The following is a 22,753-nucleotide window of genomic DNA, read 5'->3' on the forward strand; positions in this document are numbered from 1 at the left end:
CTGATCATGAATTTGATCAGGCATTTTTTTAGTTTGACGTTCAGCGCACGTCAGCGTTGTTTAGCCGCATTAAAAGGTTACTCACACACCGGCCTCGTGCGCCTGCACGTCGGCGTGGTAGCTGGAGCGCACCATCGCGCCCACGGCGGCGTGAACGAAGCCCATTTCATAGGCTTTGGTCTCGAACATCTTGAACACATCCGGATGCACGTAGCGCAGCACCGGCAGATGGCCGTCGGACGGTTGCAGATACTGGCCTATGGTCAGCATGTCCACATTGTGGGCGCGCAGATCGCGCATCACTTCCAGGATCTCTTCGTCAGTCTCGCCCAGGCCCACCATCAGGCCGGACTTGGTGCGGACGTCGGGGTTCTTGGCCTTGTAGTCCTTCAGCAATTGCAGCGAGTGCGCGTAATCCGAACCCGGACGCGCCTGCTTGTACAGCCGCGGCACGGTTTCCAGATTGTGGTTCATCACGTCCGGCGGGGTCTGGCTCAGGATGTCGACGGCCACGTCCAGGCGGCCGCGGAAGTCCGGCACCAGGGTTTCGATCTGGGTGTTGGGCGACATTTCACGCACCGAGTTGATGCAGTCGGCGAAGTGCTGGGCGCCGCCGTCGCGCAGATCGTCGCGGTCCACCGAGGTCACCACCACGTACTTCAGCTTCATCGCGGCCACGCTCTCCGCCAGGTGGCGAGGTTCGTCCGGATCCAGCGGATTGGGGCGGCCGTGGCCCACGTCGCAGAACGGGCAGCGACGGGTGCAGATATCGCCCATGATCATGAAGGTGGCGGTGCCTTTGCTGAAACATTCGCCGATGTTCGGGCAGGTGGCTTCCTCGCACACCGTGTGCAGCTTTTGTTCGCGCAGAATCTGCTTGATCTCGTGGAAGCGCTGGCCGTTGGGCAGCTTGGCGCGGATCCATTCCGGTTTTTTCAGTTTTTCGTCCAGCGGGACGATCTTGATGGGGATGCGGGCGGTTTTGGCCGCGCCCTTGTGTTTGACCCCAGCCTGGTTTTCCGGCTTCATGTCAGTTCCTTGGTGCTGTTCAGGAGGCGCTCCAGATGCGGCAGCAGCGTATCGGCGGCGGCGGCAAGGCTCAGCTCCACTCCCAGTTGTTTCAGGTCGGTCACCTTGAGGTTGGCGTAACCGCAAGGATTGATGGAATCGAAAGGCGCCAGGTCCATGTCCACATTGAAGCTGAGGCCATGGTAGACCGCGTGGTTCTTGATGCGCAGGCCCAGCGAGGCGATCTTGGCGCCGGCCACGTAAACGCCGGGCGCGTCCACATCGCCGTTGCCGTGTATGCCCAGTTCCGCCAGCGTGTCTATCACCGCCTGTTCGATGCGGCGCACCAGCTCGCGCACGCCTATGCCCATGCGCTTGAAATCCACCAGCAGATAAACCACCAACTGGCCCGGCCCGTGATAGGTGATCTGGCCGCCGCGGTCGGTTTTCACCACCGGAATGGCGGTGGCGTGCAGCAGGTGCTCCGGCTTGCCGGCCAGGCCCTGGGTATAGACGGGCGGATGTTCGACCACCCACAGTTCATCGGGGGTGTCGGCGTTGCGGGCGTCGGTGAACGCCTGCATGGCGCGCCAGGTTGGTTCGTAATCCACCCGGCCCAGATGTTTGACGATGCGCGACACGGCAATCTCCAGGCGCTTAAAGCACCATTTTCACCATCGGATGGCCGGTCAGCGACAGATAGATGTTGTCCAGCTGTTGACGCGAGGTGGCGGTGACGGTGACGGTCAGCGCGTAAAAGCGGCCGTTGGCGCTTTCGCGCAGCGTCACGTCGTGATCGGCCAGGTCGGGCGCGTTGACGCGGACGACCTCGGTGATGGTGAGGACGAAATCCTCGTGACGCTCGCCCATCACCTTGATGGGGAAGCGACAGGGGAATTCCATGAGTTCCTGTTTTTCAGACATATGCAATCAAATCCGCTAAGAACGTGTTTACGATTGCGCGAGCAAGAGCGAGACAAGGCGAAAACAGTTGAGAAAGCGGAGTGTACACACGGTACATGAGCATTTCGAAGCGGTTTTCAACGCGGTATCGCCGGCGCGCAGCAGATCGTAAACAGGTTCTAAAGACGCCGAACCCGAAACGGGCAAAGGCGCAGCAGCCAGTTGTACTGCAAACCGGGCCGCCCGCGCCAATACATTTTACGGTCGTCTTTATTACTAAAACGTCACATCATAATACAGCCGCGGCGTCCGGGCGATGCCCGGCGCAGCGATTAACGGCGGACGCCGTTTATTTCCAGCCCAGCATCAGCTTGATGCTGTCCCACAGCCGGCTGAAGAAGCCGCCTTCTTCCACCGCCTTCAAGGCCACCACCGGGCGCTCGAACAGCGGCTTGCCGTCCAGCGACACCACCAGCTTGCCCACCACCTGGCCGGCTTTCACCGGGGCGATCAAGGGTTGCATGGTGGTCAGATCGGCCTTGAGCTTGGCGGCCTGGCCCTTGGCCACGGTGGCGTAGACGTCGCTGGCGAAGCCGACGGACACGGTTTTGGCCGCGCCCTTGTAGATGGGCAGCTCGGACACCGGCTTGGCGCCGCTATACAGTTTGGGCGTATCGTAAAACTGCAAGCCGTAGTTGAGCAGCTTGGAGCTTTCCACCGCGCGCGCCTCCGGGCTGGCGGTGCCCACCACCACCGAAATCACGCGACGGCCGTCGCGGTGGCTGGTGGTGATCATATTGTAGCCGGCGCTGTCGGTGTAGCCGGTCTTCATGCCGTCGACGTTGGGGTCGCGGTAGAGCAGCAGGTTGCGGTTGGGCTGCTTGATGTTGTTGTAGGTGAAGGACTTGATCGAGTAGATCGGGTAGAACTCCGGGAAGTCGCGGATCAGCGCGCCGGCCAGGATGCCCAGATCGTGCACGGTGGTGTAGTGCTCGGGATTGGGCAGGCCGGTGGCGTTGCGGAACTGGGTGTTCTTCATGCCCAGTTTCTGCGCCTGCTGGGTCATCACCTGGGCGAAGACTTCCTCGCTGCCGGCGATGGCTTCAGCCAGCGTCACGCAGGCGTCGTTGCCGGATTGCACGATCATGCCCTTGATCAGGTCGTCGACCTTGGCCGGCACCTTGGGATCCAGGAACATGCGCGAGCCTTCGGTTTTCCAGCCTTTTTGCGACACCGTCAGCGTCTGTTCCAGAGTCAGCCGTTTTTCCTTCAGCGCCTTGAAGGTGAGGTAGGCGGTCATCAGTTTGGTCAGCGAGGCCGGCTCCACGCGGGAGTCCGGGTCGCGCTCGGCCAGCACTTGTCCGCTGTTGAAGTCGGTCAGGTAATAAGCCTTGCCGGCGATTTCGGGCGCGGGCGGCAGAAAGGCGGCGGAGGCGAAAGAGACGGACGGCAGCGCGATCGCCGCTGCCGTGAGAATGCTGGTGAATGTTTTCATTGTTCCTATGGGCAACGCTGGGGGTTGAGGTCCAAATAGTAGCCGTTGATTATACACGCGGATTGCCGTCCGGTTGCCGCGAAGTGGGGATTTTCTGCGGGCGGGGCGGACGGAGCCGTTGCGATACCGCAATGCAACAATCCAATATTATCAAGGCTTCCCGTCTGCTTGGAGTTCCTGCTACTCTGGCAGTTCAAGCAAAATAATGATCGGGACAAAGGCTTTGCCATGCAAGAGAAGCAAGACTATCTGGAACGCATCCTGACGTCGCGGGTTTACGACGTCGCCATCGAAACGCCGCTGGAGCTGGCGCCCAATCTGTCGCGCCGCTATCGCAACACGATTCTGCTCAAGCGCGAGGATCTGCAGCCGGTGTTCTCCTTCAAGCTGCGCGGCGCTTACAACAAGATGGCCAAGCTCAGCGCGGAACAGCGCGCGCGCGGCGTGATCACCGCCAGCGCCGGCAACCACGCGCAGGGCGTGGCCTTGTCCGCCAGCCGGCTGGGCTGCGCGGCCACCATCGTGATGCCGGTGACCACGCCGCAGATCAAGATAGACGCGGTCAAGCAATACGGCGGCCAGGTGGTGCTGCATGGCGATTCCTTCAACGAAGCCTTCCACCACGCGACTGAATTGGCCGCTCAAAACGGCATGACTTATATTCCGCCGTTCGATGACCCGGACGTGATCGCCGGCCAGGGCACCATAGGCATGGAGATTCTGCGCCAGCACCCGGACGGCTTGAACGCCGTCTTCGTCGCCATCGGCGGCGGCGGCCTGGCCGCCGGCATCTCCAGCTTCATCAAGCGGCTAAAGCCGGAGATTAAGGTGATAGGCGTGCAGCCGGTGGATTCCGACGCCATGCGCCAATCCATCGCCAAGGGCGAGCGCGTGGAGTTGAAGGACGTGGGCCTGTTCGCCGACGGGGTGGCGGTCAAGCTGGTGGGGGAGGAGACTTTCCGCATTTGCCGCGAGCTGCTGGACGAGATCATCCTGGTGGACACCGACGCCATCTGCGCGGCGATCAAGGACATCTTCGAAGACACCCGCTCCATCGTGGAGCCGGCGGGCGCCTTGGCGGTGGCCGGCGCCAAGGCTTACGTGGAGCGCGAAGGCTGCGTGGACCAGACCCTGGTGGCGATCTCCTGCGGCGCCAATATGAATTTCGACCGCCTGCGCCATGTGTCCGAGCGTTCCGAACTGGGCGAGCGGCGCGAGGCCGTGATCGCGGTGACCATTCCGGAAAAGCCGGGCAGCTTCAAGCGCTTCTGTACCGTGATAGGCGGCCGCAACATCACCGAATTCAATTACCGCTTCGCCGATCCCGGCACCGCGCATGTCTTCGTCGGCGTGCAGATCAGCGGCAAACAGGACCTGGAGAACATACTCTCCAGCCTGAACGCGCATGAGCTGGACAGCATCGATCTGACCGACAACGAATTGGCCAAGTTGCATATCCGTCATCTGGTGGGCGGTCACGCGCCGCAGCTCAAGGACGAGCGAGTGCTGCGCTTCGAGTTTCCGGACCGTCCGGGCGCGCTGATGCGTTTCCTGGAGGCGATGAGCGTGGACTGGAACATCAGCCTGTTCCATTATCGCAATCACGGCGCCGATTACGGCCGCGTGCTGGTGGGCATACAGGTGCCGGCCAGCGACGACGCGGAGTTCCAGCGCTTCCTCGACAATCTGGGCTATCCCTATGTCGAGGAAACCCAGAACCCGGCCTACAAGCTGTTCCTGGGCAAGACCATACGTTGAACCGGGCCGGCGGGCTGCTCGTGGTCGGCAGCCTGACGCCGCGCTCCTTCTTTGAAGCGAATCATGATCAAGGCAGTTCTATTCGATCTGGACGGCACCTTGGCCGACACCGCGCGCGATCTGGGCGCCGCGCTCAACCGTTTGCTGGCCGAGGAAGGCCTGCCGCCGCAGCCCTATGCGGCGGTGCGGCCCATCGCCAGTCACGGCGCGCGCGGGCTGGTCAGCCTGGGTTTCGGCATCGACCGCGAGCATCCGCGTTTCGAGGAGTACCGCCTGCGTTTCCTGGATCACTACGAGCACAGCTTCGCCGACGAGACCGTCCTGTTCGACGGCGTCAACGGCCTGATCCAGGGCTTGATGGACAAGGGCTTGCTGTGGGGCATCATCACCAATAAGCCGATGCGCTTCACCGACCGTCTGGTGCCTTCGCTGCCTTTCATCGCGGCGCCGGCGGTGACGGTCAGCGGCGACACCGTGGGCGTGCCCAAACCGGATCCGCGGCCGATGCGCTTCGCCGCCGAACGGATCGGCATCGCGCCCGAGCATTGCCTGTACGTGGGCGACGCCGAGCGCGACATCGCCGCCGGCCGCAGCGTGGGCATGAAGACGGTGTTGGCCAATTGGGGTTACATCGCCGACAGCGACCGGCCGGCGGAATGGGGCGCCGACATCGCCATCGATCATCCGCTGCAATTGCTGGATCACGTTTAAGCGGCAATGGAAATGAAAAAAGCCACGGTTCTCCGTGGCTTTTTTGGTTTCAGCCTGATTGGTTCTCAGGCGCGCAGGTTCTGCGCAATCGCATAGATGGGCGACAAGGCCGCCTCGCCCAGGCGCAGGCTGCGCTGGCCGCTCCAGCCGAAGTCGTCGTCCGGCAGATTAGCGTTGTCCTTGAACGGCATCTCCAGCGTGAAGGCGAGACAGCCGAAGTGTTCGCACACCCAGTTGGTGGCGATGGTCATATTGGCCTTGCCCGGGGCGTTGCGCGGGTAGCCGTGTTCGGTCTGGTAGTCCGGGCTGGCCAGCAGCAGGTGGTGGCGGAACTGATCGGCCAGGGTTTCCAGGCGCTCGTTCCACGACGGCACGCCTTCGGTGCCGGCCAGGAACACATAGGGAATGTTCTCGTCGCCGTGGATGTCCAGGAACAGGTCCACGCCGGTTTCCTGCATCTTGTTGCGCACCGCCAGCACTTCCGGGCTGGTCTCCGCGCTGGGGGCCGCCCATTCGCGGTTCAGGTTGGCGCCGGCGGCGTTGGTGCGCAGATTGCCCAGCACCGAGCCGTCCGGGTTCATATTGGGCACCACGTAGAAAGTGGCGCGGTCCAGCAGCGCGCGGCTGGTGGGGTCCTGCGGGTCCAGCAGGCGGTTGAGCAGGCCTTCGATGAACCATTCGGCCATGGTTTCGCCCGGATGCTGACGGGCGATGATCCAGATCTTGAGATCCGATTCCACCTCGTGGCCTATGGTCAGCAGATTGATGTCGCGCTGCTGCACGGTAAAGCCCAGGTCGCTGACCTGGCACAGGCCGGAGCCCTGCGCCTGACCGATCAGGTTCAGATGCTGATCGTAGGAATAGGGTTCGAAATAGGCGTAATAGATGCTGCCGGACAAGGGCACGTGATCTATCGTCATCACGCCGTTTTCATAATGAGTGGGCACGCGGAACCAGTTGATGCGGTCGTAGGAGGCCACCGCCTGGTAGTCGACCCAGCCGTCCGGATAGGCGCTTTCGCCGGCGTTCAGGAAATTGAAGGTGCAGTGCTGATAAGCGGCGCCTTGCACGCGGAAGTAGAACCACTGGGCGAAATCGGCCGCATTGTCGCGGCGGATGCGCAGTTGGATGTCTTCGTAGTTGTCGGCGGAGACGATCTCGATGCTGCCGGCGTCAAAATTGCTGCTGATTTTCATGCGCTGAACCTATTGGTTTCCTGAAACGTGCTTAAGGCGGAGATTGTAAACCTGTCGCCGCTCACATGCCATCCTCAGGCGCAAGGCAAAGAAAAACCCCGTCGGCTGGACGGGGTTGTGCTTTAGCCTGAAACTGGACTTAAGCGGTGGGTGCGCGCTTGCTGGCGGTCTTCACCGCGTCGGCGGTGGCGCTGGTGGCGGCCTTGACGCTGCTGTCGGTGAACTCCACCACTTGCTGGGCGGCTTTGCTGAAGGTGTTGACCGCGGCGGCGGCGGCGGCTACCGAGCTTTTCACCGCGTTCAGCGCGGCGTCGGAGCCGGCCGGAGCGTTTTTGGCTGCGGACTCGATCGCGCCGATCAGCGACTTGTTGAAGCTGCCCAGGTTTTCTTCGGCCAGCTTGGTCAGTTCGCTTTGAGCGGAGGAAACGATGTCGTACAGATTGCGGGAATTGGCCAGAGCGGTGTCGATGTTCTGGGTGGCCAGCTTGTTCAGGTGGCTAACCGCTTCTTGCGGGTCGGTCACGCCGCTCAGTTGCTTGGCGATTTTGACGTTTTCTTCCAGCGACTGCTTGGAGATCTCCAGGTTCAGCTTGACCAGGCGCTCGGCGCTATCCAGAGTGATTTGCGAAAAGCGGAAAATGGTTTCCAGACCGTTCAGGGACAGCTTGTTCAGTTGCTCATTGCTGATGGACATAATGTATTCCTCCGCTGTGGGGTGAGACCTTAAAAGGAGATAGTCTGAATCAAAAATTTTGCACTGCACAATGACGAGTAAATGTATCATGCATTGCAGCAAAATTGGGAGCACTGACTGAAGATTTACTCTAGCGTGTTGTATTTATGATAAATTGCCGGCACACGGCACACCGTACCAAAATAAACCGGGAGCGTTACATGAGTGTTGAAAAGCGGGTCATCAAAAAGTACCCGAACCGCCGGCTGTACGATACCGCCACCAGTTCCTACATCACCTTGGGGGATGTGAAGCAATTGGTGCTTGATAATGTGGATATTCAAGTCGTCGACGCCAAGAGCCAAGAGGACATCACCCGCAGTGTGCTGTTGCAGATCATCCTGGAGGAGGAGAACGGCGGCATGCCGATGTTCAGCTACGAGGTGCTGACCCAGTTCATCCGCTCCTACGGCCAGGCCATGCAGGGCATGATGGGGCCCTTCCTGGAGAACAATCTGCAACTGTTCGCCCAGCTGCAGCAGAAAATGCAGGAACAAACCCGCGCGATTTACGGCGACAACACCATGTTGAACGCCAATCTGTGGGGCGAGTTCATGAAATTTCAGGGGCCGGCGGTGCAGAACATGATGGCCAACTACATGGAACAGAGCACCAGCATGTTTCTGGACATGCAGAACCGGATGCAGGAACAGACCAAGCAACTGTTCGGCGGTTTCGCCTTCCCGGCTTACAAGCAGGGCGAGGACGACAAGGACCCGTCCTAAAGAGCGCGTGTACGATCTCGCGAGCCAGCGAGACAAGGCGTTTTCAACGCCGTATCGTGCGCAGCGCAGCAGATCATAAACAGACTCTAAGGCGTAGGCGACCGGCTGGAACGGCCGCCTGTCCGTTTCCATCCGCCGCTTGCCCCCGGAGGGCTTGCCATGCCGATTCCCGCATGTTGGATGCCGGGCGCCGTTAGCGGCGCCCGCTACTCTTGCACGGCGTCCGCCGTGTTTCGATTTTCCCCATTTCCCATTGACGACTCTAGCCGGCCAGGCCGGCAAGGCGCCGCGCCATGTCCGCCGAAGCGCTGAGCGCCTGCCTGCGCGCGGCGCAGCGCAGCCATCTGGACGGCGACTGGGCCGAGGCGGAGCGGGCTTATCGCGCCTGCCTGCGCGATTGGCCCGCGTGCGCCGCGGCCAAATCCTTTCTGGCTTTCCTCTTGCTGCAGACGCAGCGCCCGGCCGAGGCCGAAGTCTGGCTGAGCGAGGCGATCGCCGCGGAGGCGGGCCATGCGGACTGGCATTTCAGCCTGGGCATGGCGCAGGCGCGGCAGGGCCGTTCGGGCGACGCGCGGCGGGCTTTCGCCGCGGCCGCGGCGCTGGACGGCGGCCAGCCCATGTATTGGACCAATCTGGCCGCCGCCTGCGAGCAGGACGGCGATTTCGCCGCCGCGGAACAGGCGTGCCGGCAAGCGCTGAGCGCGGACGCCGGCTGCGCCGACGCGCACTTCCTGCTGGCCGGCCTGTGTTTGCGACAGGAGCGCCATGCCGAGGCGCGGCGCCACAATGCGTTGGGCATCGTGGCCCAGCCGGCCGCGCATGGGCCGATCGCGCGCATCGAGGCGCATTGCGAGCTGGATCAGCGCGACGCGGCCCTGGCCTTGTTGCATGACTGGCTGGCGCAAGCGCCGGACGATCCGGTGGCCTTGCATCTGTTGGCCGCCTGCGGCGGCGCGGAGCCGCCGCCGCAGTGCAGCCCGGAATTCATCCGGCGGACTTTCGACGCCAACGCCGAGGCGTTTGACGCCACCCTGACCAACCTGCATTACCAGGGGCCGCAGTGGCTGGCGCAATGTCTGGAACGATTGGCGCCGCCGCCGGCCGCTCTGGACGCGCTGGATCTGGGCTGCGGCACCGGCCTGGCCGGCGGGGTCTTGCGGCCGTATGCGCGCCGCTTGCAGGGGGTGGATCTCAGCGGCGAAATGCTGGCGCGCGCCGCGGACAAGGGCGTGTACGACGTCTTGACCCAGGGCGACATCATCGAATTCCTGGCGACGGCTCCATTGCCGGTCGATCTGATCTGCTGCCTGGACACCCTCAGCTATTTTGGCGATCTGGAGCCGGCCCTGAACTGGATGACGCGCGCGCTCAAACCGGGCGGCTTGCTGCTGTTCAGCATAGAGCGCGCGCCGCGGGCTTTGCCGGGCGGCCACCGGCTGCAGCCCTGCGGGCGCTATCTGCACGATCCGGACTGGGTGGAGGGGCTGCTGGCGGCGTGCGGGTTGGCGTTGCGGGAGCGCCGGGACATGATGTTGCGGGAGGAGGCGGGGTGTCCGGTGCCCGGCGCTTTCTATTGCGCCGAGCGCATGCCTTAGCCAAGGCCTCTGCGGGCGCCGGCGCTCAGTGCTTGCTTTGCATCAGCTTGTCGGTCCAGGCCATCACCAGCGCGGACAGCAGGAAGGTGCAATGGATCACCACCTGCCACATCACGCCCTGTTCGGTGAGCGGATTGCCGGGGCTGCCCAGATTGGACGCGCTGATGAAGGTTTTCAGCAGATGGATGGAGGAGATGCTGATCAGCGCCAGCGACAGCTTGGTCTTCAGCACGCCGGCGTTGACATGGGACAGCCATTCCGGCCGGTCCTCGTGGCTGTTCAGACTGTCGATCTTGGAGACGAAGGTTTCGTAGCCGCCCACCACCACCATGATCAGCAGATTGGCGATCATCACCACGTCGATCAGGCCCAGCACGATCAGCATGATCTGGGTTTCCGTCATGCTGGAGGCGTCGGCGACCAAGTGGATCAGTTCGAGCAGAAACTTATAGACGTACACCCCCTGGGCGACGATGAGGCCAAGATAGAGCGGAGCCTGCAGCCAGCGGCTGGCGAAAATCAGGGACTCCATGCGTGAAACGAGAGTTTTCATATCGGTATCGTGTGAGGGGTTGACGGCTCAGAAGCTGTTCAAAGTCTGCGGCGCGGCGGCGGGATTTTAGACCAGGGCGTTGAAACCGGCTTCGAAATGCTCATGCATCACTGCCACATTCCGCTTTACAGCCGTTGTCGCCTTGTCTCGCCCCAGCTCGAGAGACTTTGAACCGGCTCTCAGGCCTATATGGAGGCGTCGGATTTTACTATCAAGTGAGGTCTGAAAGGAGAGCGTCGCTCGGCGGCGTCCGCATCCGGCCCTGCGCCGGCGGGGTGAAAACGAATCGGCGAGCCCGCGGCGCAAACCCCTCCGAACGCTGCGCATCGCCTGTCAAATCGTTGTATACTCTCGCGTTTTTCTTCAGCAAGGCCATCATCATGGCAGACAAGATTCCAAGCATCGGCTTCGTGTCGCTGGGCTGTCCTAATGATGGTATTTATACATCAGCTGCGCTTGAAATAAAAAAGCCCTGGCAGGGGGGGCCAGGGCTTTGTGTTATGCGGCTTTGCGGGGTCTGCTTGGGCGTAGACCTGGCGGCGTTGTGTGTACTTTCAGGTGCCCCTCCCCTTTCAGAAAGTTCTTGTAGCTAGCGATGGATACGTTCCACGCTTCACGGGCGACTTGCTCGCCGGACTCAATAATGTTGTTGTGTTCGTCTACGATGGCTAGCCGGGCTGTCCTGCCGTCCGGGGTGGTGATGGTGAGTCCTTCAAAAATCACGGCACTCAGTTCACAGTGCTCAAGGGTGCCGAGTTCGATTTGTCCGATACACATTTTATTCTCCAGCGTTTTCATGTGGCATTGCCCCGGTTCAGATCGGCGGCGCAGTCATGGGTCAGGGGTTAACGCCATCAAGGCGGAGGTGTGTGCAGTATATTCCCGATATTGGGTATACGAGCACGCAACCATCAAGGCTGCGAAGGGTGTTCATATTGCGGCGGGCGGCTAGTTGAGTGATTTGCCGCTGGCTGATGCCGCCGACGACTGCGCATGTTACTGCGCTGGTAGTGCCTAGAACGCCGCTGCTGTTTATTTGGCGGGCGCTGTTTAGTTGCGTTGTAATGGAGGCAATTCCCGCGCCGGGTTGATTTCGTATGTCGAGGAGCAGTTCCTCTAACTGGAAACTTTCGGCCTTAAGGGCTTGGATTTGCTTGGTGACTTGCAGGGCGGTTTGGTCAAGCTGCTGTTGTAAATCAAACGTCAATTCCATTGCTTTTGCTCCTGATTCGCCGGCAGCGGCTCCGCCGCTTCGGCGGGTGTTTTGGTGCGAAGATCAGCGCCGCAGCAGTGGCGGCGCTGGCAAGCATTAAGAGGATTGGCATGTTGCTTCAAGAGTTTTTCTGATTTGGTCCAGATGGGCCGGACTGCTCTCGATGATTACAGCGTCGAGAGGGTCGTTGAATTCCCACCATTCTTCTAAAACTTTAATGATGCGGCCATCGCCCAAGTCTATGGCGTCGTAGTCGTATTTAAGGTCTTGTTGGCGAGCCTTATCAAGCGCATTGTCGAGTTGACTAAGGGTTTGGGCGATGTGTTTTCGCGCGTCTGCTTGGGCGTCTATAAATTGCTTGTAGGCAATCTTGACGTCCGTTTTGAGGTCCGCAATTCGGATGATGTTGGCGGTGAGTTGTGCGGCGGTCGTCATGCGGTAAGCCCCCCGTGAATGGCAGCGATCTGGCCAAAGATGTTGCTCCAAGCTTTCTGCAGGCGGCGGCGTGGCATAGTGCCGAATATGTCGCTGCCAATGGCTTCGGCGTATGTCATGCCAGCGCTGGCCATCATTGCGTAATCAGTTCCTAGCATTTGGTCGCGGTTTGGGGGTAGCGTGACAATGCCGGCGAAGCGGTGACGCTGCTCGTGGAATGTTTCTGATTCGGCCAGCCGCTTGCCGTCTCGCTCTACCGGCCCAAAATGTTCATTCTCCCAAACTATGATTGGTGCGGTTGTGGTGCTGAGTATTGCTTTCAGGCCGGTCAAGGTTTCTTTCATGTCCTTGCCGCCCACTAAAATTGTGTGGATGAAAACCTGCCGTCCTTCATCTTCCAGTGCTTCGATTGCGCCGGTTTCTGCCATATAGCTGTTAATCGGAATAAATGATGACGCGCCGTTATCAATGACTACCGGGCCGGGGTGTTCGAGTATCCAGTCAATCATGGTGTCAAAGCGCCGGGGGTTAATCTGGTTGTCGTTCTCCATGATTTCGAGGTCGCGCACGTAGAGCGCGGAGTATTGACTTAAAGAGTTGTTAACCGGGTCCGTGTTGATGCACATCACCTGCGCGCCTGTCATCGCTTGTAGCGCCTGGGCTTGGTGCGAGGCTGTGGTGGACTTGCCGCAGCCGCCTTTGCCTTGAACAACAATGTGGACGGTGCGGTCAATGTGGTTCTGCATTTGGTTTTCCTTACCATTTGATTTCTGAGTTTTGGTACTTCCGGTAATCGAAGCCTTCGCTTTTTGAGCTTGGGGCTTCTCCTCGATGCTGCGGGGGCGGCGAGGCCGGCGGCTTGGGGTGTTGCGCTGGGTGTCTGGCATGGCCTTCCTTTTCTTTCTGTTGGGCCTGTTTGATCCGGTGCAGGGTTACGCGGAACTCGTTAGCCGACATATGGATGCCGGCAGCGGCTAGGGTGGCGCGGATGCTGGCGTAAGACGCGCCGCGTCTCTTGGCCTCCTCTATGGCTGGGAGGGCGGCGCGAAATTTGGCGATCTTGCTTTCAGCGCCCAGCTGCTCCAGCGCCTCGCTGGGCGTCTGTTTGCTCATGTTTTGCTAATGCCTTGCTAACGCGGTGTTAGCGCTTTGCTAATGCTGCGCTAATGAAGGGTGCGAACGGGTGTCAGGTTTAGCGCGGGCGGATGATGCGGCGGGCTGGGCAGCTGGGCGTGGCGTCCCAGCCGTTGGCGGTGTCTGCGCGGCGCTGGAGGCGTTCCGCGCGGTTTTCCTGACGGCGGCGTGTCTCGCGCGCTTTGGCCGTATGGTTGGGGTCTTGCTCCGGCTTGGCGTGGAAATAAAGCGCGCTGGAGCGGGCTTCTATCATTTGCGCCGCGATAAAGCGAATGGAGACGGCTGTCATTGTTTTGTCCTTTATTGTTGTGAGAGTGCGGCTTGCTTTGCCTGGCCAGCCAGACCATTGCGCAGCTGTGCGGCTTTGCCGGCCTGCCAGCCATCAGAGCGGGCGGAGTAATCACCCTTAAGCATTGCTCGCTCTCCCTGCCGGTTGCGTGGGGTGAAGTCGCCAAGGTCTGGGTAGTGTTTTGCCATGTAGGCGGCGATGGCGGTTTTTGCCTGGGTGGTAGTGGCGAGGTCGGCAACCAGCTGCCGCACCGCGGCAACCCATCCTTCACAAAAAAGGTCCGCACGGCGTGTTTTTGATGCGCGGATCAGGCGCTTGCACTTGGTTGTGATGAATTCAGAGCGGGCTTTTCGTAGCTGCCGCGCCAGCACGCTGAAAGCGTAGGCGGCTACCTCAGGCGCGGAGCCTGGGCCAATGAATCTCCACCGCCCGCCGCTTGAGTTGGTGCTTAGCAGGTGGTCGCAGTTGAAGGCTTTGGCGGTCAGGTGCGCAAGCGATGCCTCCCAGCGGATGGGGGTTTTCTTTGTCCCTGCGGGCGTGTTGGCTTCGCTCACTTCCGCTATCAGAATGTCGCTGTCTGTGATGTCGTGTTTGCGCATAAGCGCTTGGGCCTGGCGCAGTGCGGTGGCGGCTTCGTGTTCGTTGCTGCTCGCGCTGAGCGCAAGGCATTTTTTGATCTTGGCCAGAATGGCGGCGTTGTCGCTCATGCCGTTTGCTCCTCGCTGCGGGCCTGGGCTACGGCTTGGGTCTTCACCGCCTTGGCCAGGCTCTTGTACAAGTCCGGGTGGGTTGTCTTGAGGTAGTCCGCAATCTGGACATCCTCGCCGCGCAGCGTGGTCAAGTCGATTTGCTCGATGTAGACCAGACGGAGCAATTCGCGGGTCGGCTTGGGCATGTCGCGGCCGCTTTCGTAGCGGGAGCCGCCGGATTGCGTGACGCCGATACGGGACCAGAACGCCTGTTGATTCAGGCCGGAGGATTTACGGATTTCGCGCGGGTTTTGGATTTTGCTGAACATGACGTGTCCTTGCTGGGTTGTTGATGGTGCTGGAGTTGCTGGCCGTCCACGCATGCCGCCGGCTGGCGGCATGAATAGAGGGCCGGTGGTTAGCTCTTTGCGTTTTCAATGCCGTTAATGGCGTTCTCAATGTCGCTCAGGGCGTCGTCCATATTGCTGATGGCTTCGTCCATCTTTTGGCCGTTGTCCCCGTCTTGGAGGCTGGATGGCAGGTTCTCGAATGCCTCTTGTTCTTCTCCGTTAGTGGACTCAATGATTTCCCTGGCTTCCTCAAGGAGTTGCTGGGCTTTTTCCAGTTGCTTGCGGCGTGCGTCGTTCATGTCGGGTTTCCTTGCTTAGTGAATGTGCGGATTTCTTGGATGCAGAATCTGTCCATGACTAATCCTTTGCTAATGCGTGGTTAATGCCGCGCTAATGCGCAGCTAATGAATTGCTAATGCTGCGGGTCCAAAAAAAGGCCTCACGGCCTGGGGTTCGGTGCATCCCTTTGCTCTCTCGTGTGAAAGCGCAAAGGGATGCCGGCGGAGCTGGTCAGAGGAGAGCGCGCGTTGGTTGAACGTGCGTTGCGCCGCCGGCGTGGGTGCGCGCCACTGGCGCGCTGTTGGATGTCCCGGCCGGAATGGGTCGGTGCATATTCGCGGGTTGTTAAAGATCGATTACTAAAAAACTTGTATCGAACTCTAGCAAGTAGAAAATTACAAGTCAACAGGTAATTGAATTGCAAGCCCGCTTGTTGCTTTTTTGTTGCCTGTGGTGGTTGGCTTGTAGGACTAGTTAGAATTTTTCCTCTTTGCTATGACTAAGGGAGGGGAGGTGTGGAAATGAGGCTGACGCCAGATGTGGAACAGTTGATGGGAAGCTTGTCGTCAATCGGTCTTGGACATCTCGCGGCGTTGCAACAGTCATTGATAAAGCTGAACGATGAGGACGACATCCGAGCGTTTCTGCTTGCGTTGCAGCACGCATTGCCGGGCGCGCCGCCGCTGATTCTTGCTCGGATCGACGCAGAGGCAGAGGCGCGGGATGCGGTGATAGAGATAAACCTAGGTTGGGACGAGCGGTGGTTGAGGATGTACAAAGAACACGCTTTCCACCGGGTGGACCCTGTTATTCAGGCTGTTCCGGGCGCGGCTGTGATCTGGTCGCGGCTGATTCTGGGCGGGGTGAGGCCGTCCCCTGGCCTACGACGATTTCAGAATGCATGCAGGGAGCACGGCATGACGCATGGTCTGTCTTATGTTTCGTTGGTTCGCGGTGGCCACAAGATCGTGATTTCGCTGGTAGGGCGTGAGCTTGAGGACTCGGTAAGTGTCCGTCAGCTGTTGGGTAGGCTGCTGCCGTCCATTGCGGATGCGGCGGCTAGAGCGCTGGCTCCAAGTGTCTCGCTAGCTAAATTATCGCAGCGAGAACGAGATATATTCCGATTAGTAATCGCGGAGGGGATGACATATCACGAGGCTGGTGATGCGTTGTCTCTAAGCTACAGCACTGTAAAGCACCACATGCAGAGGGTGTTGAAACGTAGTGGATACAATACTTACGCGCAATTGGCCTGGCGGTGGCGAGAGCAATTTATTTAGATGGATTTTTGAGCTGGGCTGCTTGTAAATAATTTTTGGAGTTTAGCTAGCTGGCTAATGTTAACGATAATGCAATAGGGGTATAGTTTGCCTGGTTGTTGTGTCACTAGGCGTCGGGTAATGCATAATAAAACTAATGGAAACAGCACTTTCGAAACTAATCGTGATGCAGCCGTGGTGCAAATCCGGCTGACTGAGGAGGGCGAATTAAAAATAGACGAGTGGGGCGATGCGGAGGCGGCTTGGCGTTTCCTGCGGCAGTCTGATTTCTGGGTGCAGTTTGTGAGCAAGTAGTCTGCGGCGGCCATCATGGCCGCTTTTTTGTTGCCTGACATTCCATGATAAGGCCGATGAGTTGTGCTATCTCCGCGATGCCTTTGTCTGCAATCTGTTGAGCAAGTTCTTCTATGTTGTCCGCTTGGGCGTAAGCTCCAGAGCTAACGTGTCCTGCCTTTGGGTCGCCTTTGCCGGTACTGAGCCAGCTAGGATTGACGCTCAGAGCTTTGGCGATAGGGATTAGCAGGGTAGTGGAGTTGCTGCGGCCGCACTCAAGGGAGCCGATTGTAGATGTGCCCACGCCAGCCCGACGGGCTAGTGCCTTCTGTGACAGCTTCGCTTGTTGGCGTGCGTGTCGGATTCTGTCGCCTACGGTTTTCATGTGCCCCATTTTCTGGGAACACTCTGTTACTAGGGCGATTGATTTTTGTTACTAGTGCGATTGGTTTGGTCAAATAAAAATAAGCGGCTTAGCCGCTTATTTTTTATCTAGCTTGTCCGCTAGGTTGCTGACTAGATGTCTAAGAAACTCGGCGATTGCTTCCGGGCTTTCTGCGGCGAGGTGGCGGGCCATCTCTTCAGGGTTTTTGAAGCTTAGCGAGCGTGCGGGGGATGTGCTTGGCGGCTCCGGAGGGGTGGCTACTTTTGTGACGGTTACTTTGGGTTGTTGTGGTGTGCCGTAGTCAAGCTCTAAAGGGGTTGTTTCAAGTAGCTCCGCTAGAACTGCAAGTTTGTCCTGCCGTGGACGTGCCGTGGCCAGGGTGTAGCGCCGGGCCATTTCGTATGTGATGCCTAAGTGATCCGCAATGTCTTGAACGCTTTTCCCCGTCTGTTCCATCTTTTTTCTGATGTTTTGGGCGAGCGGAGAATCCGCATCATTGCTAACAGGGGTTGGGTTTGTGGGCGGGGTGGCCGGCTCGGGGCTGCCTTTGCCTGTGCTTAGCCAGATCGGGTCAAGCCCCGTGGCCTCGGCAATAAAAATGGTGAGGCTAGAGCTTCTGGCTGGTTTTGCTGAATTGCAGAGGTATTGAATGGCTTGAGGGCGTACTTCTTTCCCCATCAAGTCAGTGACTTTTCGGGCGAGTTTCGTCTGTCCGCCGGCTATTTCAACTGCATGCCGAATGCGTTCTGGGAATGAGTTCATTTGAATGATTTTACAAAAAACTTGTTTTTTGCGTTTGCAAGGATACTTGTAATCTTGTAACCTTCGAAATACTTGTGAACTTGTAATGGTGATGCCCATGTCTCGGGAAGCTCTCATCGAAGCGGTTAAGAAGGCTGGCACTCAAACGGCGTTGGCGGAGGCCATTGGCAAGCGCCAAGCTCACGTCCACTACTGGCTGACAAAGGCTGTTGGCGAGGTTCCGCCAGCTGAATTTGTTTTGAAGATTGAAGCGGCTACAGGGGTTTCCCGTCACCGTCTTCGCCCTGATTTGTATGGCCCATGCCCTGCTTAGGGTGTGGGCATTATGGTTTTCCCTCTCGGCGGCCACTGACCGGGCCGGCGAGCTTTGCCGGCTGATTCCGGCTTTTTTATTCCGTGTGTGGCTGTGACCAGCAGCCGCAGTAACTATAGCGACCCGAAAATTGAAAATCATGCAACGTGTGCCACACAAGACGCCCATTCGCATTTTGCGTGATGCGTTCACGACGTATCGCCAGCGTTCGGATAAGTCGTGGGAAGCGGTGGCCGCAGAGTTTATTGAGCGATTCGATGCGATGGGCCTGGCTCATGTGCTGCCGTTTGAGTTTCAGCGGCCTGGAGCGGGGAAAGACACGGCTCGGGTGATGCGGACAAATGGGCAGCGCCTCAATCGTTGGCTGGAAGTGGAAACCAAGGCAACAAGCCAGCTGCCCGTTGAGCTCATGCAAGTGGCTTTGCAGGCGCTGCCGGCGGATTTGCGGCTGTTGGCGATGACGGAAATTGCGCGTCCGGTTGGTTTGGATGTGGCGCTGGCCAAAACGCAGGAGGCAAGCGCCTCCCACGTTGAGCTATTGACGTCGCTTATCAAAGAAACGGGGGAGGGCTTGACGGCATTTTCGATGACGGTTGAGCGGCCGACGCTGGAGCGCCTGGAGTCTGCGCTCATCGAGTTGAGGGAGTCGGAAGCAGCGCATCAAGAGGCTATTGCCGCAGTGCTGGGCTGCATTGCCGAGGAAACCGAAAAATGTCGGCCCGCGAGTTTCAAAAGCGCCGGTTGATGCAGCAGCGCGCCCGCTTCCGGCACGCGCCGTCCCGTCTCAAGGAAGACGAGCGCCGGCGGATGTTGGATGACGCCCTGGCGTTGCTGGATGGCCTGGCGCGGGATCGGGCCGAGGAGGCGCGGCGACGTGGCGGATAGCGGGCTGGTTGAATGGGTGCTGGAGAGCGGCGACCCGGACAAGGACGCCGCGTATCTGAACGCCCTACGCGGCAGCCACGGCGGCACAGCGCACCGGCTGCGCGAGATTAGACGCCTGGCGCTGGTTCATGGCGATGGCTACCGGATGAATGTTGAACGCGCGCTGAGTGGGGATGTGCCCCAGTTGGCGGCGGAGATGAGGAACGGCGGGCGCAATGAGGCGCTGGCGATGCTGAACAAGTGACAAGCGATAGAAGGTGAATGTATGCATATTTTGCTATCCGAGGATGAGCAAGGGGCTCTTGCATCTTGCAGTTTGGAGGCTTTCCGGCTGTATGTGCTGGGGCTGCGGCCGGTGGTGGATATCCGCACCGGCCTGGTGGGTCGAGGTTTTCCGGTTAGCCGCGCGCAACTGGCTATCAATATCCAGTTTGCGCCGCCGCGTGGGAGCCAGCGCGCGCCCTGGAAGCCATCCCTCAAACAACTGGATACATTGGTGGACGAGTTGACCCGCGAGGGTTTGGCTAAGCGGGTTTCTACTGTGCATGAAGTCAAAAAGATGGTTTTGAAATTGCCCATGGTCTTATTGCGTCCGCAGGAGGAGGGGGGTATGAGCGGGAATAATGAGCCGGACATGATTGGGAGTCCAAGCAGCAAGCCCCCGCAAGGGTTTGGCGGTGTTGCTAGGTCTGATGAATTGAATGCATCGGCCACGCCTGAGGCGGACATATCAGAGATATCTGTAGATATAGATATACCCCGCGCGTGCGCTCGCGTGAGCGAGCTTGCGGCGGTTGCCAGTAAGTTGGGGGTATCCGGGGCTATTTCCGACTGGGCGGCAGCAGGAGTGACCCCGGCCATCTTGAAGCTGGCTGTGTTGCGTGCTAGGGAGCATATCCAGCCTCCTCGGCGGATTCCCGTCAATTACTTGGCGCGTGTGCTCGAAACGGCGCTGGAAGGGCAGGAAAGGCCCGTCCGTCCGACTGCGAAGCCAAAGGCCAGTACCGGCAAGCCGGCCAGGTCGGGGAATCGCTGGGTGAAGGTGGCTCCGGACTGTGCGTTTGATGGGCTGCCGCCAGTGTCCGGCAATGTGCCGCCAGAGGCGACTGGGGGCGGGGATGACTGGATTGAGTGAGTTTGTGGAGTATTTTCCGCGCGCTGCCGCGCGGCGTGGCCTGGCTGTTGTTTCTGAGCATTGTGACGCTCATGGGCCGTTTGAGGCGCTGGTGCCCGCTGGTCGCCGCCCGGTTTGCCCGCGGTGCACCGAGGAAAAAGAGCGTCTTCAGGAGGTTGAGCGACGGCGGGCGAGCCTGCTCCGACAGGCGGGCGTCCCTGGCCGGTTCTCGGTGGCGACGTTCAGCCAGTTGGAAAGGGTCTGCGACGAACAGGCCGCCGTCATCACAAATTTCCGGCGGTGGGTGGCCGGTGTTGGCCGCGGGGAGGTCCGCTCAAACGCGGTGTTGCTGGGCAGAACGGGGACGGGCAAAACGCATATGTCCTGCGCGGCGGTGCTGGCGCTGATCCGGGGTTGCGGCATCCGGGCGCGCTATGTGACGTCTGAGCAGATCAAGCGGGAGGTGTGCGAAAGCTGGGGCGGCGGCGAATCGGAATCGCGGGTTCTGGAGCGCTACGGGGCTTACCCCGTGCTGGTGCTGGACGAGGTGGACATTCTGGACGAGAAGGGGCCGGGGCTGCGGGTGCTGAACTCGGTGATTGACAAGCGTAGCGGGGAGCAGCGGCCGACGGTGTTTATCTCGAATCAGGATCAAGCGTCGTTGCACGAGTTGTTGGGGCGGCGGGCGGTAAGCCGGATGTTTGAAAGCGCGTTGATCATGCATTGCCCATGGGATGACTACCGCGCCCGCAAGGCGTGATAAAATCGCAGCACAAATAAAGCCCGGCAAGACCGGGCTAGGGATTCCCTCGGTCAATAGGGGAATTGTTATGTCGTTTGAAGTTGTGAATGTTGTGCGCTGGGCTATCGAGTTTTTGCAGTCTGGTGGCGTGGGTGCCGTGCAATATGGCGGCGGTGCTGCTGGGTGGCGGGATGGTTGCCGCGCTTCTGGTCGTATTGAAGCGCTGCGGGTGAATGATGCCTTGGTGGCGTTACCGCCTGCTCAGCTGCTGGCAATGTTGGCCAAGGTCCACGCGGACGACATCCGCCAGGGGCCGCCGGTGTGGAAGGACTTGTGTTCGTTCGTAAGGGTGAGTTGTCCGGAAGCGTTCGAGCGGTTCGGGCCTGAGGCTGGAGCCTGGTTGGTGCGCAAGTGGATGCGGCGCGATGACGGCAGCTGGCGCGAGTTTGCGCGGTTGTTCGGCGGATCGCCGCCCACTGCGAGAAAGTTCTTTGAAGTGCTGGTTGCGCCCGTGCTGGATGGCTGGTTCATTGCAGCCAAGGGCGAATTGGAAGTGGTGATTGAGCAAGTATTTGCTGGAGAGCTTCCAATTGCCGCTTGACAGGCCGCTGAATTTTTCAAATAATCCGTCCTGTCACCAGCCATAGGTGCGTCCAAAGCCCGAGTTGACCGCTCGGGCTTTTTGCATTCTTGGCGGTTGTACTGTTGGTTTTCTTTCTGTGTTTAGCGCCCTGGCGATTCGCCGGGGCGTTGCTTTTTGTGAGGTGGAATATGGCGGTATCGGCTCCGACGCCTTGCCGGGCGAGGGGGTGCGCGGCGCTGGTGCGCGATGGCTCGGGCTATTGCGAGCGACACCGGAAAGAGCGACACAAAGAAGTGGATGGCCGGCGAGAGTCGGCGAGTAAGCGAGGCTATGGCTATCGCTGGCAGCAGTACCGGTTGAAATACCTTCGGGCGAATCCGTTGTGTGTTGTGTGCCGAAAGTTGGGCTATGTCGTTGAGGCCTCGGTGGTAGACCACATCACGCCGCACTGCGGGGACCATCGTTTGTTCTGGAAGCCTGACAATCATCAGGCTTTATGCGCTCCGTGCCATTCGCGGAAGACGGCGAGTGAGGACGGAGGGTTTGGCAACCGCCGCGCGGGTTGATTCGGCGAGGCCGGGCCGGCGAGTGGCCGGGGGCGAGATGGCCCCCGGCCAGGGGTGGGGGTGGGTTGAAAGTCTGGCGGCATTCGGTCCTGACCGCGTGCCTAGCCGCGCATTTTTATGGCCTCCTGTTTTTGGAGAGGGGGGGGTTAAGAATAGAGAGCCTCTGAAGCGTTTTAGAACGCTTCGGGGGCTTTTTTCATGGGCCGAGGCCCTGGAGGGGCGCAATGAGCGATACAAGGCCGCCGTTTACGGTGGTTCAGGGGGGCGCGGGGGGCGGCGGCAAATTGCCGGTTGGTAAGCAAGATTTGAAAAGCCCGCCGCCGCCGCCGGGTGCGCAGCTGACGCCGCGCGAGCGGAAGGTGTGGGATTACATCTGTTCGAATCTGCGAGAGGCGGGCTTGGAGCATCTGACGGCGGGGCTTGCGGTAAGCGTGATCTCCAAAACCTATGTGCGCTGGCTGGACGCGGAAATCAAGCTGTCCGAAGTCGAGCAGAAAAACGGGACGTACTTTGTCACATCGCCGAACGGCCACCAGCAGCCGCATGCGGCTTTCTATGTAGCGAAGCAGCTTAAGGGGGATTTGCTTAAATGGCTGCCGGAGTCATGTCTAACGATTCCATCCGTGGCGGCGGTCAAGGCGAAGATGGGGGACAAAGCGCCGCAAGACGATCTGTTCGACGAAATGCTAAACCACGGAAGAAGCCACCCGTCAGCCGGTTACGGCTGATACCGCCGGAGGAGGAATGGCACGAGTGGGACCGGGTGTATGGGGTGCCAGTCCTA

Annotated in this window: 32 protein-coding genes; 14 read left to right on the forward strand and 18 right to left on the reverse strand. The window is 59.7% G+C overall.

What is annotated here, in order from left to right; all coding sequences use genetic code 11:
- Nucleotides 1-81 precede the first annotated feature (81 nt).
- The 4 genes from lipA to ACODSD_RS10900 all read right to left on the reverse strand — a co-directional run bounded on the left by lipA (nucleotide 82) and on the right by ACODSD_RS10900 (nucleotide 3,406).
- Nucleotides 82-1,029, reverse strand: a complete 948-nt coding sequence (gene lipA / locus ACODSD_RS10885) for a lipoyl synthase (protein WP_488877362.1) — start codon at nucleotides 1,027-1,029, stop codon at nucleotides 82-84.
- Complete coding sequence (gene lipB, locus ACODSD_RS10890; protein ID WP_107798627.1) at nucleotides 1,026-1,649, reverse strand: lipoyl(octanoyl) transferase LipB; 624 nt, start codon at nucleotides 1,647-1,649, stop codon at nucleotides 1,026-1,028. Before lipB ends, lipA begins: the two co-directional genes overlap by 4 nt.
- A gap of 16 nt (nucleotides 1,650-1,665) precedes the next feature.
- Nucleotides 1,666-1,911, reverse strand: a complete 246-nt coding sequence (locus ACODSD_RS10895; RefSeq protein WP_370445189.1) for a YbeD family protein — start codon at nucleotides 1,909-1,911, stop codon at nucleotides 1,666-1,668.
- A 349-nt stretch (nucleotides 1,912-2,260) separates the two neighbouring features.
- Complete coding sequence (locus ACODSD_RS10900) at nucleotides 2,261-3,406, reverse strand: D-alanyl-D-alanine carboxypeptidase family protein (protein WP_107798629.1); 1,146 nt, start codon at nucleotides 3,404-3,406, stop codon at nucleotides 2,261-2,263.
- 228 nt (nucleotides 3,407-3,634) lie between these two features.
- Here ACODSD_RS10900 and ilvA point away from each other — a divergent pair, with 228 nt between their 5' ends.
- Together ilvA and ACODSD_RS10910 are read left to right on the forward strand one after the other, a co-directional pair.
- Entirely contained in the window at nucleotides 3,635-5,164 is a 1,530-nt protein-coding gene (gene ilvA, locus ACODSD_RS10905) for a threonine ammonia-lyase, biosynthetic (protein WP_227104302.1), read from the forward strand.
- Between the two features lie 63 nt (nucleotides 5,165-5,227).
- Complete coding sequence (locus ACODSD_RS10910; protein WP_107798630.1) at nucleotides 5,228-5,875, forward strand: HAD family hydrolase; 648 nt, start codon at nucleotides 5,228-5,230, stop codon at nucleotides 5,873-5,875.
- 65 nt (nucleotides 5,876-5,940) lie between these two features.
- On the opposite strand, the gene ACODSD_RS10915 is transcribed toward ACODSD_RS10910, so the two are convergent.
- Together ACODSD_RS10915 and ACODSD_RS10920 are read right to left on the reverse strand one after the other, a co-directional pair.
- On the reverse strand, nucleotides 5,941-7,071 hold the full coding sequence (locus tag ACODSD_RS10915; RefSeq protein ID WP_235087429.1) for a M14 family metallopeptidase: 1,131 nt from the start codon (nucleotides 7,069-7,071) through the stop codon (nucleotides 5,941-5,943).
- A 139-nt stretch (nucleotides 7,072-7,210) separates the two neighbouring features.
- Nucleotides 7,211-7,765, reverse strand: a complete 555-nt coding sequence (locus tag ACODSD_RS10920) for a phasin family protein (RefSeq protein WP_019101299.1) — start codon at nucleotides 7,763-7,765, stop codon at nucleotides 7,211-7,213.
- A gap of 200 nt (nucleotides 7,766-7,965) precedes the next feature.
- Here ACODSD_RS10920 and phaR point away from each other — a divergent pair, with 200 nt between their 5' ends.
- A complete protein-coding gene (gene phaR, locus ACODSD_RS10925; RefSeq protein ID WP_107798632.1) occupies nucleotides 7,966-8,529 on the forward strand; it encodes a polyhydroxyalkanoate synthesis repressor PhaR in 564 nt (187 codons plus the stop codon).
- 293 nt (nucleotides 8,530-8,822) lie between these two features.
- The gene (locus ACODSD_RS10930; RefSeq protein WP_488877363.1) at nucleotides 8,823-10,124 is read left to right on the forward strand and encodes a tetratricopeptide repeat protein; all 1,302 of its coding nucleotides are present in this window, start codon (nucleotides 8,823-8,825) and stop codon (nucleotides 10,122-10,124) included.
- Between the two features lie 25 nt (nucleotides 10,125-10,149).
- Here the strand turns inward: ACODSD_RS10930 and ACODSD_RS10935 are convergent, their stop codons facing one another.
- From ACODSD_RS10935 to ACODSD_RS10980, 10 genes are all read right to left on the reverse strand, one after another.
- On the reverse strand, nucleotides 10,150-10,677 hold the full coding sequence (locus tag ACODSD_RS10935; protein WP_107798634.1) for a TIGR00645 family protein: 528 nt from the start codon (nucleotides 10,675-10,677) through the stop codon (nucleotides 10,150-10,152).
- 498 nt (nucleotides 10,678-11,175) lie between these two features.
- Complete coding sequence (locus ACODSD_RS10940; RefSeq protein WP_488877364.1) at nucleotides 11,176-11,475, reverse strand: hypothetical protein; 300 nt, start codon at nucleotides 11,473-11,475, stop codon at nucleotides 11,176-11,178.
- A 40-nt stretch (nucleotides 11,476-11,515) separates the two neighbouring features.
- Nucleotides 11,516-11,890: a hypothetical protein gene (locus ACODSD_RS10945; protein WP_488877365.1), complete on the reverse strand. Its 375-nt coding sequence runs from the start codon at nucleotides 11,888-11,890 to the stop codon at nucleotides 11,516-11,518.
- A 96-nt stretch (nucleotides 11,891-11,986) separates the two neighbouring features.
- Complete coding sequence (locus ACODSD_RS10950) at nucleotides 11,987-12,325, reverse strand: hypothetical protein (protein WP_488877366.1); 339 nt, start codon at nucleotides 12,323-12,325, stop codon at nucleotides 11,987-11,989.
- Nucleotides 12,322-13,071, reverse strand: a complete 750-nt coding sequence (locus tag ACODSD_RS10955) for a nucleotide-binding protein (RefSeq protein ID WP_488877367.1) — start codon at nucleotides 13,069-13,071, stop codon at nucleotides 12,322-12,324. Before ACODSD_RS10955 ends, ACODSD_RS10950 begins: the two co-directional genes overlap by 4 nt.
- A gap of 10 nt (nucleotides 13,072-13,081) precedes the next feature.
- Nucleotides 13,082-13,438, reverse strand: a complete 357-nt coding sequence (locus ACODSD_RS10960; RefSeq protein WP_488877368.1) for a hypothetical protein — start codon at nucleotides 13,436-13,438, stop codon at nucleotides 13,082-13,084.
- A 79-nt stretch (nucleotides 13,439-13,517) separates the two neighbouring features.
- Nucleotides 13,518-13,748 (reverse strand): hypothetical protein, encoded by a 231-nt coding sequence (locus ACODSD_RS10965; protein ID WP_488877369.1) that lies wholly within the window; start codon nucleotides 13,746-13,748, stop codon nucleotides 13,518-13,520.
- 11 nt (nucleotides 13,749-13,759) lie between these two features.
- Entirely contained in the window at nucleotides 13,760-14,455 is a 696-nt protein-coding gene (locus tag ACODSD_RS10970; RefSeq protein WP_488877370.1) for a DUF2786 domain-containing protein, read from the reverse strand.
- Nucleotides 14,452-14,766, reverse strand: a complete 315-nt coding sequence (locus ACODSD_RS10975; RefSeq protein WP_488877371.1) for a helix-turn-helix domain-containing protein — start codon at nucleotides 14,764-14,766, stop codon at nucleotides 14,452-14,454. Before ACODSD_RS10975 ends, ACODSD_RS10970 begins: the two co-directional genes overlap by 4 nt.
- An 89-nt stretch (nucleotides 14,767-14,855) precedes the next feature.
- Nucleotides 14,856-15,086, reverse strand: a complete 231-nt coding sequence (locus ACODSD_RS10980) for a hypothetical protein (protein WP_488877372.1) — start codon at nucleotides 15,084-15,086, stop codon at nucleotides 14,856-14,858.
- A 501-nt stretch (nucleotides 15,087-15,587) separates the two neighbouring features.
- Between ACODSD_RS10980 and ACODSD_RS10985 the strand changes: the two genes are divergently transcribed.
- The gene (locus tag ACODSD_RS10985; protein WP_488877373.1) at nucleotides 15,588-16,346 is read left to right on the forward strand and encodes a helix-turn-helix transcriptional regulator; all 759 of its coding nucleotides are present in this window, start codon (nucleotides 15,588-15,590) and stop codon (nucleotides 16,344-16,346) included.
- 120 nt (nucleotides 16,347-16,466) lie between these two features.
- Nucleotides 16,467-16,640, forward strand: coding sequence for a hypothetical protein (locus ACODSD_RS10990; protein ID WP_488877374.1), 174 nt, complete (start codon nucleotides 16,467-16,469; stop codon nucleotides 16,638-16,640).
- 13 nt (nucleotides 16,641-16,653) lie between these two features.
- Here the strand turns inward: ACODSD_RS10990 and ACODSD_RS10995 are convergent, their stop codons facing one another.
- Complete coding sequence (locus ACODSD_RS10995) at nucleotides 16,654-17,013, reverse strand: helix-turn-helix domain-containing protein (RefSeq protein ID WP_346774582.1); 360 nt, start codon at nucleotides 17,011-17,013, stop codon at nucleotides 16,654-16,656.
- 87 nt (nucleotides 17,014-17,100) lie between these two features.
- Nucleotides 17,101-17,865 carry a helix-turn-helix domain-containing protein gene (locus ACODSD_RS11000; RefSeq protein ID WP_488877375.1) on the reverse strand — a complete coding sequence of 255 codons (765 nt, stop codon included), beginning with the start codon at nucleotides 17,863-17,865 and terminating at the stop codon, nucleotides 17,101-17,103.
- On the opposite strand from ACODSD_RS11000, the gene ACODSD_RS11005 reads away from it, so the two are divergent.
- The 8 genes from ACODSD_RS11005 to ACODSD_RS11040 all read left to right on the forward strand — a co-directional run bounded on the left by ACODSD_RS11005 (nucleotide 17,864) and on the right by ACODSD_RS11040 (nucleotide 22,697).
- Nucleotides 17,864-18,079 carry a YdaS family helix-turn-helix protein gene (locus ACODSD_RS11005; RefSeq protein WP_166453681.1) on the forward strand — a complete coding sequence of 72 codons (216 nt, stop codon included), beginning with the start codon at nucleotides 17,864-17,866 and terminating at the stop codon, nucleotides 18,077-18,079. The two genes, ACODSD_RS11000 and ACODSD_RS11005, sit on opposite strands and share 2 nt — an antisense overlap.
- 139 nt (nucleotides 18,080-18,218) lie before the next feature.
- On the forward strand, nucleotides 18,219-18,824 hold the full coding sequence (locus ACODSD_RS11010; RefSeq protein WP_488877437.1) for a toxin YdaT family protein: 606 nt from the start codon (nucleotides 18,219-18,221) through the stop codon (nucleotides 18,822-18,824).
- Between the two features lie 69 nt (nucleotides 18,825-18,893).
- The gene (locus ACODSD_RS11015) at nucleotides 18,894-19,208 is read left to right on the forward strand and encodes a hypothetical protein (RefSeq protein WP_488877376.1); all 315 of its coding nucleotides are present in this window, start codon (nucleotides 18,894-18,896) and stop codon (nucleotides 19,206-19,208) included.
- A gap of 21 nt (nucleotides 19,209-19,229) precedes the next feature.
- Nucleotides 19,230-20,099 carry a hypothetical protein gene (locus ACODSD_RS11020; protein WP_488877377.1) on the forward strand — a complete coding sequence of 290 codons (870 nt, stop codon included), beginning with the start codon at nucleotides 19,230-19,232 and terminating at the stop codon, nucleotides 20,097-20,099.
- On the forward strand, nucleotides 20,083-20,838 hold the full coding sequence (locus tag ACODSD_RS11025; protein WP_488877378.1) for an ATP-binding protein: 756 nt from the start codon (nucleotides 20,083-20,085) through the stop codon (nucleotides 20,836-20,838). The genes ACODSD_RS11020 and ACODSD_RS11025 overlap by 17 nt, the downstream gene beginning before the upstream one ends.
- Nucleotides 20,813-21,421, forward strand: a complete 609-nt coding sequence (locus ACODSD_RS11030) for a hypothetical protein (protein WP_488877379.1) — start codon at nucleotides 20,813-20,815, stop codon at nucleotides 21,419-21,421. Before ACODSD_RS11025 ends, ACODSD_RS11030 begins: the two co-directional genes overlap by 26 nt.
- 170 nt (nucleotides 21,422-21,591) lie before the next feature.
- A complete protein-coding gene (locus ACODSD_RS11035) occupies nucleotides 21,592-21,969 on the forward strand; it encodes an HNH endonuclease signature motif containing protein (RefSeq protein ID WP_166453688.1) in 378 nt (125 codons plus the stop codon).
- A 224-nt stretch (nucleotides 21,970-22,193) separates the two neighbouring features.
- Nucleotides 22,194-22,697 carry a hypothetical protein gene (locus ACODSD_RS11040; RefSeq protein WP_488877380.1) on the forward strand — a complete coding sequence of 168 codons (504 nt, stop codon included), beginning with the start codon at nucleotides 22,194-22,196 and terminating at the stop codon, nucleotides 22,695-22,697.
- Nucleotides 22,698-22,753: the final 56 nt, after the last annotated feature.

It is taken from the genome of Chromobacterium sp. FG22, assembly GCF_057809415.1.

Bases quoted from the DNA above. Each gene is read 5' to 3' on its own strand.
- lipA (WP_488877362.1), bottom strand. From the start codon at position 1,029: ATGAAGCCGGAAAACCAGGCTGGGGTCAAACACAAGGGCGCGGCCAAA.
- ACODSD_RS10895 (WP_370445189.1), bottom strand. From the start codon at position 1,911: ATGGAATTCCCCTGTCGCTTCCCCATCAAGGTGATGGGCGAGCGTCAC.
- ACODSD_RS10900 (WP_107798629.1), bottom strand. From the start codon at position 3,406: ATGAAAACATTCACCAGCATTCTCACGGCAGCGGCGATCGCGCTGCCG.
- ilvA (WP_227104302.1), top strand. From the start codon at position 3,635: ATGCAAGAGAAGCAAGACTATCTGGAACGCATCCTGACGTCGCGGGTT.
- ACODSD_RS10910 (WP_107798630.1), top strand. From the start codon at position 5,228: ATGATCAAGGCAGTTCTATTCGATCTGGACGGCACCTTGGCCGACACC.
- ACODSD_RS10915 (WP_235087429.1), bottom strand. From the start codon at position 7,071: ATGAAAATCAGCAGCAATTTTGACGCCGGCAGCATCGAGATCGTCTCC.
- ACODSD_RS10920 (WP_019101299.1), bottom strand. From the start codon at position 7,765: ATGTCCATCAGCAATGAGCAACTGAACAAGCTGTCCCTGAACGGTCTG.
- phaR (WP_107798632.1), top strand. From the start codon at position 7,966: ATGAGTGTTGAAAAGCGGGTCATCAAAAAGTACCCGAACCGCCGGCTG.
- ACODSD_RS10930 (WP_488877363.1), top strand. From the start codon at position 8,823: ATGTCCGCCGAAGCGCTGAGCGCCTGCCTGCGCGCGGCGCAGCGCAGC.
- ACODSD_RS10935 (WP_107798634.1), bottom strand. From the start codon at position 10,677: ATGAAAACTCTCGTTTCACGCATGGAGTCCCTGATTTTCGCCAGCCGC.
- ACODSD_RS10940 (WP_488877364.1), bottom strand. From the start codon at position 11,475: ATGAAAACGCTGGAGAATAAAATGTGTATCGGACAAATCGAACTCGGC.
- ACODSD_RS10945 (WP_488877365.1), bottom strand. From the start codon at position 11,890: ATGGAATTGACGTTTGATTTACAACAGCAGCTTGACCAAACCGCCCTG.
- ACODSD_RS10950 (WP_488877366.1), bottom strand. From the start codon at position 12,325: ATGACGACCGCCGCACAACTCACCGCCAACATCATCCGAATTGCGGAC.
- ACODSD_RS10955 (WP_488877367.1), bottom strand. From the start codon at position 13,071: ATGCAGAACCACATTGACCGCACCGTCCACATTGTTGTTCAAGGCAAA.
- ACODSD_RS10960 (WP_488877368.1), bottom strand. From the start codon at position 13,438: ATGAGCAAACAGACGCCCAGCGAGGCGCTGGAGCAGCTGGGCGCTGAA.
- ACODSD_RS10965 (WP_488877369.1), bottom strand. From the start codon at position 13,748: ATGACAGCCGTCTCCATTCGCTTTATCGCGGCGCAAATGATAGAAGCC.
- ACODSD_RS10970 (WP_488877370.1), bottom strand. From the start codon at position 14,455: ATGAGCGACAACGCCGCCATTCTGGCCAAGATCAAAAAATGCCTTGCG.
- ACODSD_RS10975 (WP_488877371.1), bottom strand. From the start codon at position 14,766: ATGTTCAGCAAAATCCAAAACCCGCGCGAAATCCGTAAATCCTCCGGC.
- ACODSD_RS10980 (WP_488877372.1), bottom strand. From the start codon at position 15,086: ATGAACGACGCACGCCGCAAGCAACTGGAAAAAGCCCAGCAACTCCTT.
- ACODSD_RS10985 (WP_488877373.1), top strand. From the start codon at position 15,588: ATGAGGCTGACGCCAGATGTGGAACAGTTGATGGGAAGCTTGTCGTCA.
- ACODSD_RS10990 (WP_488877374.1), top strand. From the start codon at position 16,467: ATGCATAATAAAACTAATGGAAACAGCACTTTCGAAACTAATCGTGAT.
- ACODSD_RS10995 (WP_346774582.1), bottom strand. From the start codon at position 17,013: ATGGGGCACATGAAAACCGTAGGCGACAGAATCCGACACGCACGCCAA.
- ACODSD_RS11005 (WP_166453681.1), top strand. From the start codon at position 17,864: ATGTCTCGGGAAGCTCTCATCGAAGCGGTTAAGAAGGCTGGCACTCAA.
- ACODSD_RS11000 (WP_488877375.1), bottom strand. From the start codon at position 17,865: ATGGGCATCACCATTACAAGTTCACAAGTATTTCGAAGGTTACAAGAT.
- ACODSD_RS11010 (WP_488877437.1), top strand. From the start codon at position 18,219: ATGCAACGTGTGCCACACAAGACGCCCATTCGCATTTTGCGTGATGCG.
- ACODSD_RS11015 (WP_488877376.1), top strand. From the start codon at position 18,894: ATGACGCCCTGGCGTTGCTGGATGGCCTGGCGCGGGATCGGGCCGAGG.
- ACODSD_RS11020 (WP_488877377.1), top strand. From the start codon at position 19,230: ATGCATATTTTGCTATCCGAGGATGAGCAAGGGGCTCTTGCATCTTGC.
- ACODSD_RS11025 (WP_488877378.1), top strand. From the start codon at position 20,083: ATGACTGGATTGAGTGAGTTTGTGGAGTATTTTCCGCGCGCTGCCGCG.
- ACODSD_RS11030 (WP_488877379.1), top strand. From the start codon at position 20,813: ATGACTACCGCGCCCGCAAGGCGTGATAAAATCGCAGCACAAATAAAG.
- ACODSD_RS11035 (WP_166453688.1), top strand. From the start codon at position 21,592: ATGGCGGTATCGGCTCCGACGCCTTGCCGGGCGAGGGGGTGCGCGGCG.
- ACODSD_RS11040 (WP_488877380.1), top strand. From the start codon at position 22,194: ATGAGCGATACAAGGCCGCCGTTTACGGTGGTTCAGGGGGGCGCGGGG.